Source organism: Rhodococcus sp. ARC_M12 (assembly GCF_022810385.1).
Lineage (GTDB): Bacteria > Actinomycetota > Actinomycetes > Mycobacteriales > Mycobacteriaceae > Rhodococcoides > Rhodococcoides navarretei.
The window spans coordinates 425,067-444,887 of sequence record NZ_JALGQI010000001.1 but is presented as its reverse complement, the minus strand read 5'-3'; the positions used below and the strand labels follow the sequence as shown (position 1 = coordinate 444,887).

Sequence of the window (19,821 nt, the reverse complement as noted above, 5' to 3'; positions counted from 1 at the left end):
CTCGGTTCAGGACGGCAGCACGCCGAGCCGACGGCACGCCACCACGGCCTCGTACCGGGTGTGTGACTCGGTTTTGCGCATGACGCTGCGCAGGTACGACTTGACCGTCTCGGCACCGATCGACAGGCGCGCGGCGACCTCGATATTGGTGCAGCCAAGAGCAACCTGCGAGATGACGTCGATCTCGCGTGGCGTCAACGACTGCGACACCTCCAGGGTCCGTGGGTCGTGGGGCATCTCCTGACCGAGTGACGCGGCCACCCGCGCTGCGACCGCGTCGAGTCTGCGCCGGATCGCTGCGTCACCGATCGACCGGGCGAGATCGGACAGCTCCTCGTGGACGCTGCGCAGCTCGGCCGTACGCGAAACATCCGAGTCGAGCATCGAACGGGTGGTCGCCAACAGACGGACTCTGCGATCGACCTCGTCGCGCACGGCGATCTCCTGGCCGAGGCGTCGCGCGGCCGCTGTCATGATGTCGCCGACCCGATCGCCCAGCGGGCCGCGCTCGCGTACCGCTGCGTACATCACTATCCGAGCGACTCCCGCCACCACCACGGGCATCGCGAGGATCGATTTGAGGCCTTCGCCGAGCACCGGTCGATCGAAGTGATGGGTGATCGACATCGACGATCCGTAATCACTCACGGCCGCCGGTCTGCGCTGTTCCATGACGCGTCCGCCGAGACCCGACCGGGGTGGGATGGCGAGTCCGTCCAGACCGCGGGTTCTGGTCCCGTGGAATTCGCTCAGGTACAGGGTCTCCGAGGAGACCTCGCCGCCGAACACGACGGGGACGTCGGACGTCGCTGCCACCTGGCGCAGTTCTGCGCGCAGAGCATCGCCGTCACGGGGCCGCAACAGATTCGAATGGACCACGGTGCTTCCTTCCTCGTGTCGGGTGCACGAGCGACGAACGTGATCCAGATCATATCCGCACCGGTGGACGCTGTTTCGACTGGCACGGGCACCGCGCTGCGGTCCGGTGCCGAGGACCGGCCGACTACTCTGGGCCTCATGTCTGTGACCGCCGAGAGCAAGCCCCGTCAGCCACTCGTACCCGGCGTCGTATCGCCCGTGCTCGCAGTGCCGACGTCGATCGAGCGCCCCGAGTACGCATGGAAGTCGACCGTCGCCGAAGGCAGCGAACCGTGGGTGCAGACCCCCGAGGTCATCGAGAAGATGCGGGTGGCGTCGAAGATCGCGGCCGGAGCATTGCAGGAAGCGGGCCGGGCAGTGGCACCGGGAGTGACCACCGACGAGCTCGACCGCATCGCCCACGAGTACATGATCGATCACGGCGCGTACCCGTCCACGTTGGGCTACAGAGGGTTTCCGAAGTCCTGCTGCACCTCCCTGAACGAGGTCATCTGCCACGGAATCCCGGATTCCACGGTGATTCAGGACGGCGACATCGTCAACATCGACGTCACCGCGTATATCGACGGTGTCCACGGTGACACCAACGCAACCTTCTTGGCCGGCAACGTCTCCGAGGAAGCCCGCCTGCTGGTCGAACGCACGCACGAGGCCACCATGCGTGCCATCAAGGCGGTCAAGCCGGGGCGCGCGCTCAACGTGATCGGCCGCGTCATCGAGTCGTATGCGCACCGGTTCGGCTACGGCGTGGTGGAGGATTTCACCGGCCACGGCATCGGTACGACCTTTCACAACGGTCTGGTCGTTCTGCACTACGACCAGCCGTCGGTGGACACCGTCATCGAGCCGGGAATGACGTTCACGATCGAACCGATGATCAACCTGGGCACGATCAACGCCGAGATGTGGGACGACGGCTGGACGGTGGTCACGCACGATCGAAAGTGGACTGCGCAGTTCGAGCACACCCTCGTGGTGACCGAGACAGGTAGCGAGATCCTGACACTGCCGTGAAAGGCGCTCTGTTGGTCGCCGGGACCACCTCGGACGCAGGAAAGAGTGTGTTGGTTGCCGGTTTGTGCCGGATGTTGGTGCGGCGGGGCGTGCGGGTGGCTCCGTTCAAGGCGCAGAACATGTCCAACAATTCTGTGGTCACGCTCGACGGCGGCGAGATCGGTCGAGCCCAGGCGATGCAGGCGGCGGCCTGTGGCCTCGAGCCGAGTGTGCGGTTCAACCCGGTGTTGTTGAAGCCGGGAAGTGATCGGACCTCGCAGTTGGTGGTGCGCGGGCGGGCTGTGGCGCAGGTGAGCGCGAGCAACTACATCGAGCATCGACAGTCGTTGCGTGCCGTGGTGGCCGACGAATTGGCCTCTCTGCGTGCGGAATTCGATGTGGTGATCTGCGAGGGGGCGGGCTCGCCCGCCGAGATCAATCTGCGCGCCACGGACTTGGCCAACATGGGGTTGGCGACGGCAGCGTCTCTTCCGGTGATCGTGGTGGGGGATATCGATCGCGGGGGAGTGCTGGCTCATCTGTTCGGCACCGTGGCCGTGCTGTCTCCGGAGGACCAGGCGCTCGTCGCCGGGTTCGTGATCAACAAGTTCCGCGGTGATCCTGCATTGCTGGCACCCGGTCTCGATCAGTTGCGCGCGTTGACGGGACGTCCGACATACGGTGTCGTTCCGTTCGCCGACGGATTGTGGATGGACGCCGAGGATTCACTCGGAACAGTTGCCGATGCTCCGGTGGGAAGGCCACGTCCTCCCGTCGGATCCCAGTGGTTACGGGTGGCGGCGGTGCGGTTACCGAGAATCTCCAACACGACCGATGTAGAGGCGCTGGCGTGCGAGCCCGGAGTGTCGGTGCACTGGGTCACCGAGCCGTCCCGGCTCGAGGACGTGGATTTGGTGGTGGTCCCGGGCAGCAAGTCCACGGTGTCGGATCTGGACTGGTTGCGGCGCACCGGTCTTGCTCGTGCCATTTCCGAGCGCGCGGCGGCGGGTCGGCCGGTTCTGAGTATCTGCGGCGGCTACCAGATGCTCGGCCGAACCATCTCGGACGCGGTGGAGTCGGGTGTCGGTGTGGTCGAGGGACTCGGTCTGTTCGATCTCGATATCGAGTTCGCAGCCGACAAGGTACTCGCGCAGGTGTCGGGTCGGGCAGAGCTGTTCGATGCATATTCGGTGTCCGGGTACGAGATTCATCATGGTCGGGTTGTTCGTAGCGGGGACGATGCATTGCTGACTGCGTCTTCGGGCGTTCGCGAGGGCAGTGTGCGCGGCAGTGTCGTGGGAACGCACTGGCACGGCCTGCTCGAATCCGACGACTTCCGGCGTTCGTTTCTCACCTGGGTGGCGGAGAAATCGGGTCGCGCAGGGTTCGAGGTGGCACCCGATACGTCGGTCGCGGCGTTGCGGGAGCAGCAGTTGAATCTGCTGGCGGATCTGGTGGAGCGCAACGTCGACGTCGACGCCGTGCTCGACCTCATCGAGCACGGCGTCGATTCTGTGACGAAAAAGATTGTCACGCAGATGCTTTGAGTAGGCCGACCCAGCTGGCGGCCGCCAACACACCGGTGATGACCAAGGGGATGACCACGAGCAGAAGTATGCGCGGAGTGTCGGTGAAGAAGCTGCCGATATCGGGCCACCACCGTTGCCAGGTCACGAGAATCGATCCGCCGCCGAAGAATACGAGCGTACCGAGTCCGAGGGTGAACAATCCATTGACGCGGTACCGCCGATAGACGACGCCGATGAATGCGCCGATGCCGCCGATCACCAGCAGTCCCGTCACGAGTGCCGCCCACTGGAGCACAGGGTTGTCCGTGGCAGAGCGGGCAATGCCGAACATTCGGATCTTCTTACCGAAACCACCCGTGGCGGACTCGATGAGCGACAGCACGTAGACGATCGTGCCGATCGCGACGGATTGTGCGATACCCACCAACGCTGTCGCCGTGAGGAATTCGCGCCGGGTGATGCTCAAGCCGAGCGCGTACGGAAAGACCTGGGTGATGGCAGAGAGGTAGAAAGCGAGGGCGAAGCCGTACACCGCGAAGACTCCGCCGGTGAAATTGGATTCCGATTCGGTGTCCGGGACCACGGAGAACAGGCCGTACGTGACGACGAAAACTATGGCGAGAATGCCGAGTGGCCACGCGAATGTGGTTGCCCAGGAGGTGTTGTGGATTCGAGCGACGTCCAGTATTCGTTTCATGACACTGCCTCCTCGGTTTCGGCGGTGGTGCGTTCGATGATCAACTGCTGCAGCGGAACCGGTTCGATGCTGAGCCCTGCTGCGGCACCGTCCGATTTCTGACTTTCGGTGAGTCGGCCGTCGATCGTCGCCCGCGCGCTCGCGCCGAGTGCGGTTCGGCGCAGGGTTCGGTGTCCCGAGGCGAACGAGTCGACCGCCTGGGCTGGTCCGGTGATCTCGAATGCGCTCTCGCGCAGCGTATCCGAGTCGGCGTCGAGCACAATGTTGCCCTTGTCGATGAGGATCACGTGTTCGATCAGATCACTGACCTCGTCGATGAGGTGGGTGGACAGAACGACGGTCCGGGGGTGCTCGGCGTAGTCGGCCAGCAACCTGTCGTAGAACATGTGCCGCGAGACCGCGTCGAGTCCGAGGTACGGCTCGTCGAAGAAGGTCAGTGGTGCCCGTGACGCAAGTCCGATGACGATGCCGAGAGCCGACGCCATTCCCCGCGAAAGCTTCTTGATCTTGCGGCCGAGGGGCAGGTCGAAGTCGCGCAGCAATTCGGCGGCGAAGTCGTTGTCCCAGTGCGGAAGGATGTGGGAAGCCTGCGAGATGGCGTTCTTGACCTTCAGGTCGTCGGGGTACTTCTGGCTCTCCTTGACGAAGCACATGTGACTCAGTGCGAGCGGGTTCTCCCACGGCCGCTGTCCGAACACCGAGATCTCGCCCGCGCTCTGGCGCATCTGGGCGGTCATCATCTGCATGACGGTGGTCTTGCCTGCGCCGTTGCGGCCGAGAAAGCCGTAGATCTTGTTCTGCTCGATCTCGAAGCTCACGTCGTCGACGGCGGTGAACGAGCCGAACTTCTTGGTCAGGTGGGTGGCCGACGCGACGACGCGGCCGGGGATCGAATCGAACTCGTGGACGCTCATCGCGGCACCTCCCAGTTGTCGAGCATTGTCTTGAGTTCGTCGACGGTCATGCCGAGCTTGCGAGCCTCGGTGACGAGTGGATCGATGTACTGGCGAGCGAAGAGGTCGCGGCGACGGAAGCGAAGAGCGTCCCGAGCGCCTGTGGTGACGAACATTCCGATTCCTCGTTTCTTGTAGACGACGCCGTCGGCGACGAGCTTGGCGAGTCCCTTGCCCGCAGTGGCCGGATTGATTCGATGAAATGCGGCCAGTTCGTTGGTCGAGGGAACCTGTTCTTCTTCTGCGAGAGAGCCGTCGATGATGGAGTTCTCGACCATCTCGGCGATCTGCAGGAAGATCGGCCTGCCCTCGTCCATCAGAACCACCGCCGGTGCGTCGAGGCTGGTTGCCTCACTGGTTCATTACTCATGTAACTAACCATAGAACCGATGTGGGGTCGGCGCAAGAGGCAGTACCGTCGTCCCCATGGAGTTCACGCATGTGAGTGCTGCGGGTGGGCAATGTTCGGTACGGGTCGCAGGCCCGGACAGCAGGCACGCCGTTCTCTTGCTGCCCGATGCAGGCGATCCGGTGGATGTGTACGACGCCGTCAGTGAACGGCTGCACAATTCGGATCTGAAAACCGTTGCGCTGGAGAGCATCGACGGTGTCAGCGACGACGCGATCCTGACGGTTCTCGACGAGCTGAAGCTGTCGTGGGTGCATCTCGTCGGCAGCGGCGCGGGTGCCGAGTCGGCCTGGACGCTGGCTGCCAAGACTTTCGGTCGCTTCGCGAGTCTGATCGTGGTGAACCGTTGCCACCCCGCGATCGCCGACGAGCAGGGCACCGTGCGCGCCGCGGACTGCCCGCCGGTCGAGTTGCCGACGACACTGGTCGTGGGGTCCTCGTTGCGGCGCGCATCCGCCGACGCGAGCGGTCGGTTCGTCTACTCGGACTTCCGGGTGGTCCAACTCGACGGCAGCGCGAATGTCGTCGCCGCCGAGCCGGCCGCGCTGGCTACCGAGATCGTGCTCCGCACCAGCCCCTGGTAATCGGAACTACAGGTCGAGCCCCAGCAGAGCGTTCTCGACGACCTCGGGCAGGCCGGGGTGAATCCAGTACTGGCCACGTGCCATGTCCTGGGCGGACAGCCCGAAGCTCATTGCCTGGATGAGGGGCTGAATCAGGGTCGGGGCCTGCGCGCCGATGATGTGTGCGCCGAGGATCTTTCCGGTGCCCTTCTCGGCGATGATCTTGCACAGACCTTCGCTGTCCTCCATGGCCCAGCCGTAGGCGACATCGCCGTAGTTCTGGACCTTGACGGTGATGTCCAGCCCCGCGTCGCGGGCTTGTTCCTCGGTCATGCCGACCTCGGCGATCTGCGGATCGGTGAAGACGGCCGCGGGAACGAATCGATGATCGTTCTTGCGCAGAGCCGAGGTGTCACCGTGCCACGCGTCCTGCAGCAGGTTGTGCTGGACGACCCGTGCTTCCTGGTTGGCCACATGCTTGAGCTGGTAGGGCGACGAGACGTCACCGAGCGCGAACACTCCCTCGGCCGTGGTGCGCCCGAATTCGTCGACCACGATGCGGCCTTCGTCGTCGAGCTCGATGCCTGCGGTGCCGAGATCCAGACGGTCACCGTTCGGTTCCCGGCCCACGGCGACGAGGAACGCGTCGCCTAGGACCCTGGTGCCGTCGGCCAGTTCGACGCCGTGCAGCGCGCCCTCGGACACGGCGCGGGTATCACCGGAGTCGAGATGGACGTCCCACTTGGCGCGGGCGAGCAACGTGAATCGCTTCGAGATGTCGGCGTCGAGCGCACGCAGCAGCGCGTCCTTGCGGGCGATGATGGACACCTTCGAGCCGAGGGCGGAGAACACGTGCGCGAATTCTGCTGCGATGTAACCGGATCCGAGAATCACCAGGTGCTCGGGCAGCTCCGGCAGGCGCATCACGTCGCTGTTGGTGTGGTAGGTGACACCCGAGTCGGCTATGGACTGCGGCACTGTTGGACGTGATCCGGCAGCGATCACGATCTGGTCGGCGGTGATGACGGTACCGGTGCCGGTATCGATGGTGCGCGGGCCGACGAACGTTGCGTGGCCTTCGAAGAGGGTGACGTTGGGGCTGCCCTCGGCGCGGTAGCGCTTGCCGCCCTCGGAGATGGGGTCGATCCGTCCGAACACGCGGTCGACGATGTCCGGCCAGCGGACAGCGTCCACGTGGGCGTCGACGCCGTATTTGGCCGAATCACGCACTGTGCGAGCGACCTCGGCGGCATAGACGAACATCTTGGTGGGGATGCAGCCGACATTGAGGCAGGTGCCACCGAACGTCGAGTTCTCTTCGATCAGAGCGATCTTCTTGTCGTCGAAGCGCGAATCGGCGATGGAGTTGCCCGATCCGGAGCCGATGATCGCGACGTCGAAATGCTCGCTCATGAAATATGCCCGCTTTCGCTGTGGTCCTTGCCCGACGCATGGTCGGTGCTCTCGCCTCGGTGCAACCACTCGAGCCACTCGTCCATTTCCTCGAAGGCGCGAGCCCGAGGGTCCTCGGTGGACAGAAACACGTCGTGGCGGGCTCCCTCGATGGGCACGATCGTCGTGCGGTCGCCCAGGCAGCCGGCCCAGCGCGCGATCTGGCGAACGTCCAGAACGGCATCCGCGGCGTCGACGGCCGAGCTGTAGCGGCGGGAGAAGTGGGTCACTTTGGAGCGGAGGATCAGCGAGGGAATGCCGATGTCGAGGCCCCGGTGCAGTTCCGCGTGCCCGTGCCGGACCGCACGGATCCAGCCGAAGGTGATGGGGAAGCCGGCGAGGGGTTTCCAGTCCAGGTCGTAGTCCCACTCGCCCTGCTCCGATGCCGCGAGGGAAAGCCCGTAGGTGTCCAAACCGCCCCCGGGAACCGGCGTCTTCGCCCGAAATCTGCCGATGACGCCGATCGCCGCGGTGCCGACGCTGCGAATTGCCGGCGGACCCTGCAGGTCGAACCAGGGGCTGTTGAGGACGACGCCTGCCAAGCCCAGCCCTGACGAGCCGCCTTCCCGACGGTTCAGCCGGTTGAGCCACAGCGGCAACACGAGGCCACCGGTGGAGTGCGCCATCAGCAGTACCGGGGCGTCCGCGCGCTCGGCGCGCACCAGGCTCAGCGCCTCGTTCAGCTCGGCGTCGTACATCGCCAGATCGGTCACGAAATGTGCGGTCTGCCCCTCGCGGCGTGATCGTCCACATTTGCGCAGGTCGAGCGCGTAGAACGCGTATCCCTTGGCGGCGAAATGCTCGGCGATGTGACGCTGGAAGAAATAGTCGGTGAATCCGTGGACGTAGATCACCGCGCGGTCGAAGTTGGCAACACCCGGCGGTTGGTACCGCACCAGAGTGGCCTCGACCTGGCCCTCGCCGTCCGGATCGTCACCGAGCGGAATGGTCGTCTGTTCGTAGCCGTCGCCGAGGACATCGGGAACCCAGGTAGTCACAGATCACAACTGTAGTGGGCGCCGCCGACAGCGTCCGAGGAGCACAATCGAGAGCAGGTTGACGTGGTGTCCGATGGGGTAGGCCCAGCTAGTAACCTGACCGCATCGGGTGAGTAGCCCTCTACAGAAGAGTTCTCGGACCGATACCGCCACCGGCCGAGACCTTTACAGACAAGGAAGTCGATTCTCCAGTGTCCACAGAAGAGCAGGGTAAGCGGATCAAGACCGACGTCGTTCTGGTCGGTGCCGGAATCATGAGCGCCACCCTCGGTGCGCTGCTCCGTCAGCTCGAGCCGAACTGGTCGATCGACGTCTACGAACGTCTCGACGCCGCAGCGGCCGAGAGCAGCGACGCGTGGAACAACGCCGGCACCGGCCACTCGGCGCTCTGCGAGCTCAACTACACGCCGCAGAACAAGGACGGCAGCGTCGATATCGCCAAGGCGCTCAACGTCAACGAGCAGTTCCAGGTCTCGCGGCAGTTCTGGGCCCACGGCATCGAGACCGGCGTCCTCTCCGACGCCAAGAACTTCATCAACCCGATCCCACACGTGAGCTTCGTGCACGGGGACGAGAACGTGAAGTACCTGCGGGCGCGCTACGAGGCGCTCGTGGGGAACCCGTTGTTCGCAGGCATGGAGTACATCGACTCCCAGGACGAGTTCTCGGCGCGGCTGCCGTTGATGGCGAAGGGCCGTGACTTCTCCGACCCCGTGGCACTGAACTGGAGCCAGGAAGGCACCGACGTCGACTTCGGGGCGCTCACCAAGCAGTTGCTGAACTACCTGTCGTCCGCGGGTGCCACCGTGCACTTCGGGCACGATGTGCGCAACATCACCAAGCAGTCCGACGGCACCTGGGACGTGAAGGTCGCCAACAATCGCACCGGAGTCAAGAAGACCGTCAACGCCAAGTTCGTGTTCGTCGGCGCAGGCGGCGGCGCACTGCACCTGCTGCAGAAGTCCGGGATCGCGGAGATCAAGGGATTCGGCGGCTTCCCGGTCAGCGGCGAGTGGCTGCGGTGCACCGATCCCGCACTGATCGAGCAGCATTCGGCCAAGGTGTACGGCAAGGCGTCGGTCGGCGCTCCGCCGATGTCGGTGCCGCACCTGGACACCCGCGTGATCAACGGCCAGCAGGGTCTGCTGTTCGGACCCTACGCCGGCTGGTCGCCCAAGTTCCTCAAGCAGGGCAAGATCACCGACCTGCCCAGCTCGGTCAAGCCAGGCAACCTGATGTCCATGCTCGGAGTCGGGGTGACCGAACTCGGACTCGTCAAGTACCTGGTCAGTGAGCTGGCTCAGTCACAGGCAGATCGGGTCGAGACGCTGCGCGAGTTCGCGCCCTCGGTGCTCGGCGAGAACTGGGAGCTGGTCACCGCGGGTCAGCGCGTCCAGGTGATCCGCAAGAAGGGGCGCGGCGGTGTGCTCGAGTTCGGAACGGCCGTGGTCAACGCTGCGGACGGCTCGATCGCGGGACTGCTCGGTGCTTCTCCCGGCGCATCCACCGCGGTCCCCGCCATGCTGGACGTACTGCAGCGGTGCTTCGGCGACAAGTACGACGCCTGGCAGCCCAAGCTCAAGGAAATGGTCCCGTCGCTCGGGGTCAAGCTGGCCCAGAACAGCTCGTTGTTCGACGAGGTCTGGGCCTGGACCTCGAAGACACTGGAGTTGGAAAACTCGCGTGAGCTCGCACAGCCCACGGGTGTGTGATAGCAAAAGGTATGAATACGCAAGCAGCAGCTCTCAAACGATCATGGGCACTAGACCTGTCCAACAGCACGTTGTACGACCTGTTGAAGCTGCGTGTCGAGGTGTTCGTGGTCGAGCAGGCGTGTGCGTACCCGGAGTTGGACGGGCGTGACCTGCTGACCGAGACACGGCACTTCTGGCTCGAGCGAGACGGCGAAGTGGTGTGCACACTCCGCCTGCTCGAAGAGCACGACGACGGCGAGAAGGCGTTCCGTATCGGCCGACTGTGTACGCAGCGCTCGGCCAGGGGGCAGGGCCACACCACCCGAATTCTGCGGGCCGCGCTTGCCGAGGTCGGTTCTGCGCCGTGCCGGATCAACGCTCAGAGTTACCTCGTCGACATGTATGCCAAGCACGGCTTCCTGCCCGACGGCGAGGAAGTTCTCGAGGACGGCATTCCGCACACGCCGATGCGTCGGGGCGGCGGCACCGCCTGGAGCGAGACCTGACCTCCTGCAGTACTCGATTACCAGTGAGGTCATTCCGCAGGCTTCACTCCCGGAACGAATGCCACACACGGCCCTACCGTGTGTGGCATTCGTTCGTTCGGCGGTAGTGTTCCGTTCGAAGTCGGTCGCGGAGAAGTCCTGTGTCAATCAGGCGCGGTCCCGCCACTGTGTTCAGGAGTTTCTTCGATCAAGAGATTCCCCTGTCAGCCAGATCGCCGCCCGGCTTCGCGTATCTCGACCGAACGTCCGGCGCGGAACTCCGGGCACGAAGGGAATTGGCTGTGCAGCGAAGTGGGAGTGTTCCCGAACCGGGATATCCGTTCAGTGCGATCGTCGGCCAGGATCAGCTGAGGTTGTCGTTGATTCTGTGCGCCGTGCACCCCGGTATCGGCGGTGTACTGGTGCGGGGAGAGAAGGGCACCGCGAAATCGACGGTGGTGCGCGCACTCGCGACACTGCTACCCGCGGTGGAGGACGAGGACGGGTCGCGCCCGGCGAAGCTCGTCGAACTTCCGGTGGGGGCAACCGAGGACCGAGTGGTGGGCTCCATCGACCTCGAGAAGGTTCTGCGCGACGGTGAACGTGCGTTCCAACCCGGTCTCCTCGCAGCCGCGCACCGTGGTGTCCTCTACGTCGACGAAGTGAACCTGCTGCACGATCATCTGGTAGATGTGCTGCTCGACGCGGCCGCGATGGGTCGGGTTCACGTCGAACGGGACGGCGTATCTCATTCACACCCAGCGCAATTCGTCCTGGTCGGCACGATGAATCCCGAGGAGGGTGAGCTTCGTCCGCAGCTGCTGGACCGGTTCGGTCTGGCAGTCGAAGTGACCGCATCACGCGACGTGGACGTCCGAATGAACGTCGTCCGCCGCCGGATGAACTACGAGCGCGATCCGCATGCATTCGCCGCCGCATACCGCGACGACGACATCGCGGTGGCCGAGCAGATTCTGGCCGCCCGGAAAATTCTCGACGATGTGGTGTTGAGCGACAAGGAACTTCGCCGTATCGCCGCTCTGTGTGCGTCCTTCGACGTCGACGGTATGCGCGCCGACCTGGTGCTGGCTCGTACCGCGTCCGCCCACGCAGCCTGGCGAGGCGCGAGCGACGTGGCCGAGGAGGACGTGCGGATCGCCGCCGAACTGGCACTGCCGCACCGGCGTCGGCGCGACCCCTTCGACGAGCCGGGCATCGACGACAAACAGTTGGACGAGGCCATGCGGGACGCGGCCGAACAGGCCGAACAGCAACCCGACCCGGACCCCGACCCCGACGGCGGCGGGGGAGCGCCCGAGCCCGAAGCTCCCGGCGACGCCTCCCAGTCCCCGTCGTCCGATCCGCAGTCCTCCGATCCGCACGGCGAATCGACGCAACCACCGCCGTCCTCGGGTACCGGCAGCGAAAAGCAGGCAGGTACCCCTGGAGCACAGTTCAGAGCGCGGTTGCTCGAGGTTCCCGGAGTGGGCGAGGGAGCGCCGGGTCGGCGCTCGCGGTCACGGTCTTCGCACGGACGGTCGGTACGGCCCACCGCCGAGGCAGGCAAGGGTCTGCACCTGGTGGGCACCCTGTTCGCCGCGGCCGAGCAGCAGGTCGTTCGCGGCCGCACCGTCGGCCGGTTGAAGCTCGAGCCCGCAGACCTGCGGGGCGCGATCAAGGAGGGGCGCGAGGGCAACCTGATCGTCTTCGTGGTCGACGCCTCGGGATCGATGGCTGCGCGAGATCGACTCTCCGCGGTGACCGGTGCGGTTCTGTCGCTGCTGCGTGATGCGTATCAACGCCGCGACAAGGTCGCCGTGATCACCGTGCGCGGCACGGAAGCCGAGACGGTGTTGCCGCCGACGTCGTCGGTGGACGTGGCCGTGACGCGTCTGCGCAACATGAAGACCGGTGGTCGATCACCCTTGGCGCAGGGATTCCTGAAGGCCCGGGATCTGGTTGTGCGAGAACGTGTTCGCGATCCGCTGCGCCGTGCTCTGGTGGTTGCACTGACCGACGGACGGGCCACCGGAGGCACCGATCCCGTCGGCCGGGCCCGCATTGCCGCGGGACGCATCGCGTCGGACAAGATCGCCTCCGTCGTCGTCGACTGCGAATCGGGAATGGTCCGCCTCGGACTCGCTGCCGATTTCGCGGCGTGCCTCGGCGGCGGTTACGTGGCCCTCGCGGATCTGTCGGCGGAGCAGGTCGCCGCAGTCGTTCGCGCAGCGGCGTAGGGGGTACGCGATGCCTCAGGGTGTACCCGCTCCCGGAACCGTTCCGCAGGACGGCCTCACGACGCGTCAGCGCCGCAATCTGCCTGTGCTCGCCGTCCACACCGGACCGGGCAAGGGGAAATCGACGGCCGCATTCGGAATGGCGTTGCGCGCCTGGAATCAAGGGTTCGATGTCGGAGTGTTCCAGTTCGTCAAGAGTGCCAAGTGGAAGGTCGGCGAGGAAGCGGCGTTTCGCACACTCGGCGAACTGCACGAGAGCACCGGGGTCGGCGGAGCCGTCGAATGGCACAAGATGGGCGAGGGGTGGTCGTGGACTCGCAAGAAGGGCAGCGACGTCGACCATGCCGAGGCCGCTGCAGAGGGCTGGCAGGAGATCGCTCGGCGAATCGAGCAGGAGTCGCACCGTTTCTACGTATTGGACGAGTTCACCTACCCACTCAAGTGGGGGTGGGTCGACGTTGCCGAAGTGGTGGACGTCCTGACCCATCGACCGGGAAATCAGCACGTCGTCATCACCGGACGCGATGCACCTCGTGAACTGATCGAGGCGGCGGACCTGGTCACCGAAATGGCCAAGGTCAAGCATCCGATGGACGCGGGACGCAAGGGTCAGCGAGGCATCGAATGGTGAACCAGTCCTGTCCCGCAGTGGTGATCGCGGCCCCCGCGTCGGGCAGCGGAAAGACGACGGTGGCCACCGGGCTGATGGGTGCGCTGCGCAGCGCAGGCCGTACCGTCGCACCGTTCAAGGTGGGGCCGGACTACATCGACCCCGGATATCACTCGCTCGCGGCCGGGCTCCCGGGCCGCAACCTCGACGCCGTGATGGTCGGCGCCGACCGCATCGGGCCCCTGTTCCGACACGGCAGTCGGGGGTGCGACATCGCGGTCGTCGAGGGCGTCATGGGACTGTTCGACGGCAAGATCGACATGACCGGACCGGGGGAGGCCTCCGCCGAGGGATCGACCGCACGAGTGGCCGCGATGCTCGGTGCCCCGGTGATCCTGGTGGTCGACGCCCGCGGACACAGTCAATCGCTTGCCGCTGTGCTGCACGGGTTCTCGACGTTCGACGCCAGCGTCCGCATCGGCGGAGTGATTCTCAATCGCGTCGGCAGTCAGCGGCACGAGGACGTGTTGCGTCAAGCGTGCGAACGGGTGGGAGTTCCGGTACTCGGCGCGTTGCCGCGCATGAGCGAACTGGTGGTCCCGTCACGGCACCTGGGGCTGATCACCGCAGTCGAACACGGTGGTGCCGCAACCGATGCCGTCGACGCGATGAGCGCCCTCGTCTCTCGGTTCGTCGATATCGAGGCCGTGAGCGCCTTGGCTCGATCGTCGGTGACTGCGCCGCCGTGGTCGCCGGAGAACGAGGTACGCATCTCCGCCGGATCGCCCGTGATCGCTGTGGCCGGTGGCCCGGCATTCACTTTCGGATACACCGAACACGTCGAACTGCTCCGCGCGGCGGGGGCCGACGTGGCCGTGTTCGATCCGCTGCGTGACGGATTACCACCCGGCACAGCAGGAGTCGTCCTCCCCGGCGGATTCCCGGAGGAACACGCGGCCGCACTGTCGGCGAACGAGCTACTGCTCGCGGACATTCGAGCAGCGGCAGCCCAGGGATTGCCGATCCATGCCGAGTGCGCCGGATTGCTCTATCTAGCAGGGCGATTGGACGGTCACGCCATGGCCGGAGTCATCGACGTGGACGCGGAATTCGGGAACACCCTCACACTGGGATACCGCGATGCGGTTGCCCTCGAATCGTCGACACTGTTCGACGCGGGCACCCGTGTCACCGGTCACGAGTTCCATCGCACGAAGCTCGTCGCAGTGCGCGAGGCGGCGTCGGCGGCCTGGGGTTGGCATCGGCAGCGATCGGACGGCAGAACCGCCGCTCGCGAAGGCTTCGTCCGCGGCGGAGTGCACGCGTCCTACCTGCACACCCATGCCGCGGGCAATCCCGAGTCGATCACCCGATTCGTCTCCGCCGCAGTCGACTACGCGCGCGTGTAGAGCCGGCCCAGAATGCGGGTGGTCGTCGGAATAGGTGCGCGAGCCGGCGTCGATGCCGCCGACGTCGTGGCCGCGATCTCCGCAGTGCTGCAACCGGACTGGCATGTCGAGGCCATCGCCTCGATCGACCGAAAAGCAGAACTGGTGGTCGCGGTGGCGTCGAGCATGGGGGTTCGGGGCGTGACCTACTCGGCGAGGGAACTGTCGACCGTCGTCACGCCCACCGTGTCGGTCCGAGTGCTCCGTGCCGTCGGAAGTGCCAGCGTCGCCGAAGCAGCGGCACTACTGGCCGGCGGTTCGACGGAGTTGACGGTACCCAGGCTCGGTCTGGACGGTGTCACTGTTGCCGTTGTCGAGCTCTGCCTTGACGGTGGACAGGGGGTTCGGGCCATCCTGTAGGTATGACCGAGACGATGAAAGCCGTTGCCTACACCCGCTCGCTTCCGATCGACGATTCCGCCAGCCTCACGGACGTGGTCGTCGACGTGCCCACCGTGCGGCCGCGAGACCTGCTGGTCGACGTGAGAGCAGTGTCGGTGAACCCGGTGGATGTCAAGGTCCGTGCCGGCAACGATCCGCAGGGCGTCCCGAAGGTTCTCGGGTTCGACGCGGCAGGTGTGGTGCGCGCCGTCGGTGCCGACGTCACCATGTTCGCACCGGGGGACGAGGTGTACTACGCGGGAGACATCGGCAGACCCGGCACCGACTCGCAGTTTCATGCGGTGGACGAACGCATTGTGGCGAAGAAGCCGACGACACTCGATTTCGCCGATGCTGCGGCGTTGCCGCTGACCGTGATCACCGCCTGGGAAGGACTGTTCGACAAGCTCGGCATCACTGCCGAGACCACCGGGACGTTGCTGATGGTGGGGGCCACCGGAGGCGTGGGATCTGTTGTGCTGCAGCTGGTTCGGGAACTCGTTCCCGGTGTGCGCGTGATCGCGACGGCAGCGGACGAGGACGCAGTGGAGTGGGTTCGTTCTCTCGGTGCAGCCGAGGTGGTGAATCACCGCCGCGATCTTCGCGACGAAGTACGCCGAGTGGCACCGGACGGCATCGACTACGTGTTCACTGCCCATTCCGCCGGCCAGGTCGAGATCTATGCAGACCTGTTGACACCGTTCGGGCACATAGTGGCGATCGACGATCCCGAGACGCTCGACGTTCTCCCGCTGAAGACGAAGGCGATCTCGTGGCACTGGGAGTTCATGTTCGCTCGCCCGATGCACGAGACTGCGGATCTGATTCGTCAGCACGAGCTACTGACCAGGGTGGCCGAGCTCGTCGATGCGGGTTCGGTGCGCACCACTGCCACGACGGTTCTGTCTCCGATCGATGCCGAGCAACTTCGCGAAGCACATCGGTTGGTCGAGACCGGGCACGTACGGGGGAAGGTCGTGGTCGCCGCCCGCCGGTGACGGCCGATCTGCTCGACTGACTGGCGAAAGCCGGCCGACGCGGGCACTGTGGATCGAATGACCTCCGACAGCCTTGTCCTGCTCGGCCCGATCGTTCGATACGTCGGTACCGAGACTGCGACCCTGTGGTTCGAGATGGCCGAATCGTCGAAGATTTCGGTCGTGACCGACGTAGGCGTCCAGGGTTCCGAACAAACGTGGGGAGTGCACGGCCACCACTACGCGCTGGTGCCGCTCGAAGGCCTGCCGGCGAATTCGACGGTGCACTACGAGGTGTTCGTCGACGACAGTCGGGTGTGGCCGCCGGAGGGGCGGACGGCCGCCATCCACACGGTCGACGCCGAAGGGCCTGTCACACTCGCCTTCGGATCGTGTCGACGCGGCGACAACTACAGCGACGAATCCCTCAAACAGATCGGCGCCGACGCCTTGGCCGGGCTGGGGAACGCGCTGATCGAGCAGGATCCGAGTCGGTGGCCGCAGGCCTTGCTGCTCCTCGGTGATCAGGTGTACGCCGATGACCCGTCGCCGGAGATCGTCGAACGGCTCCAGGCGCGCCGACGCTCGGGCGATGGTCCCTCCAGTGCGATCGGAACCGACGCCGAGAACGAGATCTGCGATTTCGAGGAGTACTCCTGGCTGTACCGAGAATCGTGGGGACTCGAGCCGGTCCGGACCCTGATGTCGAGTATCCCGTCGTGCATGATCCTCGACGACCACGATCTGCGCGACGACTGGAACTCGTCCGCGTCGTGGCGGCGGGACATCGTGACGCGGCCCTGGTGGAACGATCGTGTGGTCGGCGCGTACTCGTCGTACTGGGTGTACCAGCACCTGGGTAACCTTTCGCCCAAGGAACTGGCGCAGGACGAGATGTACGCCGCCGTTCGGTCTGCCGACACCGATGCCGACCGAGAGAAGTTGTTGGCCGACTTCGCTTTACGCGTCGACCGGAAACCCGAGACCGGACGGTGGAGCTTCTACCGCGATTTCGGCGGTACGCGGCTGATCATGATCGATTCGCGCTGCTCGCGGAACCTGGATCCGAACAACCGAGAGATGGTCGACGAGAAGGAGTGGGCGTGGGTACGAGAACGCGCGCTCGAAGAGAGCCCGCGGCACCTGCTCTTCGGTTCGTCGCTGCCCTACCTCATGCTGCCCGCGCTGCACTACCTGGAGCAATGGAACGAGGCTGTGGCGCAAGGGAGTTGGGGTGCCATGCCGGCCAAGGTGGCCGAGAAGATGCGGATCGGCCTCGACCTCGAACACTGGGCGGCCTTCACCAACTCGTTCAACGACATGGCCGCCCTGACGCGTGAGCTCTCGCGCGGTGAGAACAAGCCTGCTTCGATCATGTGGCTCTCGGGTGACGTGCACTGTTCGTACGTGGCGAACGCGAATTTCGGGGTCGGCGGGCGCGATGTACCTGCCACGTATCAACTGACCATGTCGCCGTTCCGCAATCCGCTCGATCTCCCTATCCGCGCGGTCAACAAGCTGGCCATCAAGCGTCCGGCAGCCCGAATCCTGTCGAAACTCGCTCGAGCCGCACACGTGGGCCCCTCCGGTGTCGAATGGGAGGCCGAGGCAGGCCCGTGGTTCGACAACGGCGTCATGCTGCTGACCCTGCACGGCGACTCGGCTCGGTTGCGAGTGCACCACGCCCACGTCGACGATGCGGGCACACAGGTTCTCACCGAGACGTCGACCCTGGCCCTCGCCTAGAGAAGACGCGGGCACTCGCCTGGCCGACGGGTAAACGATTGGCCATCGCCGGGCCGATGAGGTTGGCTGGTTCGTTGTGGCCCACCTCGAACTGAACGACATCGTCTACTTCCTGCCCGACGGACGGCAGTTGCTCAACGGTGTCGGGTTTCGCGTCGGCGACGGTGCCAAGACTGCCCTGATCGGGCCCAACGGGACGGGCAAGACGACGCTGACGCGCATCATCGCGGGGGACGAGACCCCGGACGAGGGGTCGGTGTCGAGCTCCGGCTCGCTCGGGGTGATGCGGCAGTTCGTCGGCCAGCTGCGCGACGACTCGACCGTGCGTGATCTGCTGCTGTCGGTTGCCTCACCGGCGGTGCGGACGGCCGCTGCTGCCCTCGACGCCGCCGAGAACACGATGATCGAGGTCGACGACGAGAAGACCCAGATGAAATACGCGCAGGCCCTGTCGGATTGGGGCGATGTCGGCGGTTACGACCTCGAGCCGTTCTGGGACAAGGTCACCACGGCAGCACTCGGAATGCCGTTCGACCGCGCGAAGTGGCGCGCCGCGTCGACCCTCAGTGGCGGTGAGCAGAAGCGCCTCGTACTCGAAGCGCTGTTCGCCGGCTCGGACAATCTGTTGCTTCTCGACGAGCCGGACAACTACCTCGATGTGCCGGGCAAGCGATGGCTCGAAGCGACCATTCGCGATTCCGACAAGTCCGTCCTGTTCATCAGCCACGACCGGGAGCTCATCGCCAATGCCGCGAACCGGATCGTGACGCTCGAGCCGGGGGTCAGCGGTGCCACCTCCTGGGTGCACGGCGGCGGGTTCGCGACGTATCACGCCGCGCGCGAGGACCGGAATGCTCGGCTCGACGAACTGCGTCGACGGTGGGACGAGGAACTGGTCAAACTGCGTGCGCTGGTGCTTCGCCTGCGGGAGAAGGCCAAATTCAACGACGGGGTCGCCGCTCGCTACCACGCGTCCCAGACTCGGTTGGCGAAGTTCGAGGAGGCCGGACCGCCGGAAGCAGTGCCGTTGAAGCAGCATGTCACCGTGCGTCTGCGCGGCGGCCGAACAGCCAAGCGTGCGTTGGTCTGTACGGGTCTGGAACTGACCGGACTGATGAAGCCCTTCGACACCGAGATCTGGTACGGAGATCGCGTCGCCGTGCTGGGTTCCAACGGTTCCGGCAAATCGCACTTCCTGCGATTGCTCGCCAACGGTGGCACGGATCCGGAGAAGGAGCACGAGCCCGTTCAGGAACTGGCTCTCGATCCGGTGCCGCACACCGGCACCGCGGTGCTCGGGGCCCGCGTCAGGCCCGGCCTGTTCGCGCAGACCCACACACGTCCGGATCTCGCGGGCAACACGCTCCTCGATATCTTGCACATGGGCAACGAGCACCGAGACGGCATGGGCCGAGAGGCCGCCGGGAGGGCACTGGACCGCTACGGTCTGGCGCGCGCCGCCGAACAGTCCTACGACAACCTTTCCGGCGGCCAGCAGGCGCGCGTGCAGATTCTGCTGCTCGAATTGTCCGGTGCCACCCTGCTGCTGTTGGACGAGCCGACCGACAACCTCGATCTCATGTCGGCCGATGCACTCGAAGACGCGATCGCAGCGTTCGACGGCACGGTCATCGCCGTGACCCATGACCGCTGGTTCGCGCGCAGTTTCGATCGATTCCTGGTGTTCGGCAGCACCGGCCAGGCCTACGAGTCCGATGAGCCCGTATGGGACGAGAAGCGGGTGCAGCGCGCGCGGTAGCGTTTCCTCTC

General features: G+C 65.2%; 18 protein-coding genes and 1 riboswitch. Of the genes, 12 read left to right on the top strand and 6 right to left on the bottom strand.

What is annotated here, in order from left to right; genetic code table 11:
* Positions 1-6: 6 nt before the first annotated feature.
* Positions 7-879, bottom strand: coding sequence for a helix-turn-helix transcriptional regulator (locus MTX35_RS02055; protein WP_243593351.1), 873 nt, complete (start codon positions 877-879; stop codon positions 7-9).
* 138 nt (positions 880-1,017) lie between these two features.
* Here MTX35_RS02055 and map point away from each other — a divergent pair, with 138 nt between their 5' ends.
* On the top strand, positions 1,018-1,893 hold the full coding sequence (gene map, locus MTX35_RS02050) for a type I methionyl aminopeptidase (protein WP_243593350.1): 876 nt from the start codon (positions 1,018-1,020) through the stop codon (positions 1,891-1,893).
* Complete coding sequence (locus MTX35_RS02045; protein ID WP_243593349.1) at positions 1,890-3,419, top strand: cobyric acid synthase; 1,530 nt, start codon at positions 1,890-1,892, stop codon at positions 3,417-3,419. Before map ends, MTX35_RS02045 begins: the two co-directional genes overlap by 4 nt.
* On the opposite strand, the gene MTX35_RS02040 is transcribed toward MTX35_RS02045, so the two are convergent.
* Genes MTX35_RS02040 through MTX35_RS02030 form a run of 3 tightly spaced genes read right to left on the bottom strand, consistent with a single transcriptional unit; the run spans position 3,403 to position 5,371 of the window.
* A complete protein-coding gene (locus MTX35_RS02040; protein WP_243593348.1) occupies positions 3,403-4,098 on the bottom strand; it encodes an ABC transporter permease in 696 nt (231 codons plus the stop codon). The two genes, MTX35_RS02045 and MTX35_RS02040, sit on opposite strands and share 17 nt — an antisense overlap.
* A complete protein-coding gene (locus MTX35_RS02035) occupies positions 4,095-5,012 on the bottom strand; it encodes an ABC transporter ATP-binding protein (RefSeq protein WP_243593347.1) in 918 nt (305 codons plus the stop codon). Before MTX35_RS02035 ends, MTX35_RS02040 begins: the two co-directional genes overlap by 4 nt.
* Positions 5,009-5,371: a GntR family transcriptional regulator gene (locus tag MTX35_RS02030; protein WP_037189613.1), complete on the bottom strand. Its 363-nt coding sequence runs from the start codon at positions 5,369-5,371 to the stop codon at positions 5,009-5,011. Before MTX35_RS02030 ends, MTX35_RS02035 begins: the two co-directional genes overlap by 4 nt.
* 106 nt (positions 5,372-5,477) lie before the next feature.
* Here MTX35_RS02030 and MTX35_RS02025 point away from each other — a divergent pair, with 106 nt between their 5' ends.
* Positions 5,478-6,044, top strand: coding sequence for an alpha/beta fold hydrolase (locus tag MTX35_RS02025; protein ID WP_243593346.1), 567 nt, complete (start codon positions 5,478-5,480; stop codon positions 6,042-6,044).
* Positions 6,045-6,050: 6 nt separating this feature from the next.
* On the opposite strand, the gene mtr is transcribed toward MTX35_RS02025, so the two are convergent.
* Both mtr and MTX35_RS02015 read right to left on the bottom strand, forming a co-directional pair.
* Positions 6,051-7,436 carry a mycothione reductase gene (mtr, locus tag MTX35_RS02020; protein ID WP_243593345.1) on the bottom strand — a complete coding sequence of 462 codons (1,386 nt, stop codon included), beginning with the start codon at positions 7,434-7,436 and terminating at the stop codon, positions 6,051-6,053.
* Positions 7,433-8,473: an alpha/beta hydrolase gene (locus MTX35_RS02015; protein WP_243593344.1), complete on the bottom strand. Its 1,041-nt coding sequence runs from the start codon at positions 8,471-8,473 to the stop codon at positions 7,433-7,435. The genes mtr and MTX35_RS02015 overlap by 4 nt, the downstream gene beginning before the upstream one ends.
* Positions 8,474-8,664: 191 nt before the next feature.
* Here MTX35_RS02015 and mqo point away from each other — a divergent pair, with 191 nt between their 5' ends.
* From mqo to MTX35_RS01970, 9 genes are all read left to right on the top strand, one after another.
* Complete coding sequence (gene mqo, locus MTX35_RS02010) at positions 8,665-10,185, top strand: malate dehydrogenase (quinone) (protein ID WP_243593343.1); 1,521 nt, start codon at positions 8,665-8,667, stop codon at positions 10,183-10,185.
* An 11-nt stretch (positions 10,186-10,196) separates the two neighbouring features.
* Positions 10,197-10,673: a GNAT family N-acetyltransferase gene (locus MTX35_RS02005; RefSeq protein WP_243593342.1), complete on the top strand. Its 477-nt coding sequence runs from the start codon at positions 10,197-10,199 to the stop codon at positions 10,671-10,673.
* Positions 10,674-10,757: 84 nt separating this feature from the next.
* Positions 10,758-10,908, top strand: a riboswitch (cobalamin riboswitch).
* Positions 10,909-10,948: 40 nt separating this feature from the next.
* Entirely contained in the window at positions 10,949-12,889 is a 1,941-nt protein-coding gene (locus MTX35_RS02000) for a magnesium chelatase subunit D family protein (RefSeq protein ID WP_243593341.1), read from the top strand.
* A gap of 10 nt (positions 12,890-12,899) precedes the next feature.
* A complete protein-coding gene (gene cobO, locus MTX35_RS01995) occupies positions 12,900-13,520 on the top strand; it encodes a cob(I)yrinic acid a,c-diamide adenosyltransferase (RefSeq protein ID WP_243593340.1) in 621 nt (206 codons plus the stop codon).
* Positions 13,514-14,908 (top strand): cobyrinate a,c-diamide synthase, encoded by a 1,395-nt coding sequence (locus MTX35_RS01990; RefSeq protein ID WP_243593339.1) that lies wholly within the window; start codon positions 13,514-13,516, stop codon positions 14,906-14,908. The genes cobO and MTX35_RS01990 overlap by 7 nt, the downstream gene beginning before the upstream one ends.
* A 12-nt stretch (positions 14,909-14,920) precedes the next feature.
* Positions 14,921-15,307 carry a cobalamin biosynthesis protein gene (locus MTX35_RS01985; protein ID WP_243593338.1) on the top strand — a complete coding sequence of 129 codons (387 nt, stop codon included), beginning with the start codon at positions 14,921-14,923 and terminating at the stop codon, positions 15,305-15,307.
* Between the two features lie 2 nt (positions 15,308-15,309).
* Complete coding sequence (locus MTX35_RS01980) at positions 15,310-16,326, top strand: zinc-binding alcohol dehydrogenase family protein (RefSeq protein ID WP_243593337.1); 1,017 nt, start codon at positions 15,310-15,312, stop codon at positions 16,324-16,326.
* A gap of 57 nt (positions 16,327-16,383) precedes the next feature.
* Positions 16,384-18,051, top strand: a complete 1,668-nt coding sequence (locus MTX35_RS01975; protein WP_243593336.1) for an alkaline phosphatase D family protein — start codon at positions 16,384-16,386, stop codon at positions 18,049-18,051.
* Between the two features lie 76 nt (positions 18,052-18,127).
* Positions 18,128-19,810 carry an ATP-binding cassette domain-containing protein gene (locus MTX35_RS01970; RefSeq protein ID WP_243593335.1) on the top strand — a complete coding sequence of 561 codons (1,683 nt, stop codon included), beginning with the start codon at positions 18,128-18,130 and terminating at the stop codon, positions 19,808-19,810.
* Positions 19,811-19,821: the final 11 nt, after the last annotated feature.

Coding starts and splice junctions, on each gene's coding strand:
- cobO (WP_243593340.1), top strand. CDS start 12,900: ATGCCTCAGGGTGTACCCGCTCCCGGAACCGTTCCGCAGGACGGCCTC.
- MTX35_RS01985 (WP_243593338.1), top strand. CDS start 14,921: ATGCGGGTGGTCGTCGGAATAGGTGCGCGAGCCGGCGTCGATGCCGCC.
- MTX35_RS01975 (WP_243593336.1), top strand. CDS start 16,384: ATGACCTCCGACAGCCTTGTCCTGCTCGGCCCGATCGTTCGATACGTC.
- MTX35_RS02040 (WP_243593348.1), bottom strand. CDS start 4,098: ATGAAACGAATACTGGACGTCGCTCGAATCCACAACACCTCCTGGGCA.
- map (WP_243593350.1), top strand. CDS start 1,018: ATGTCTGTGACCGCCGAGAGCAAGCCCCGTCAGCCACTCGTACCCGGC.
- MTX35_RS01980 (WP_243593337.1), top strand. CDS start 15,310: ATGACCGAGACGATGAAAGCCGTTGCCTACACCCGCTCGCTTCCGATC.
- MTX35_RS02035 (WP_243593347.1), bottom strand. CDS start 5,012: ATGAGCGTCCACGAGTTCGATTCGATCCCCGGCCGCGTCGTCGCGTCG.
- MTX35_RS01990 (WP_243593339.1), top strand. CDS start 13,514: ATGGTGAACCAGTCCTGTCCCGCAGTGGTGATCGCGGCCCCCGCGTCG.
- MTX35_RS02025 (WP_243593346.1), top strand. CDS start 5,478: ATGGAGTTCACGCATGTGAGTGCTGCGGGTGGGCAATGTTCGGTACGG.
- MTX35_RS02005 (WP_243593342.1), top strand. CDS start 10,197: ATGAATACGCAAGCAGCAGCTCTCAAACGATCATGGGCACTAGACCTG.
- mtr (WP_243593345.1), bottom strand. CDS start 7,436: ATGAGCGAGCATTTCGACGTCGCGATCATCGGCTCCGGATCGGGCAAC.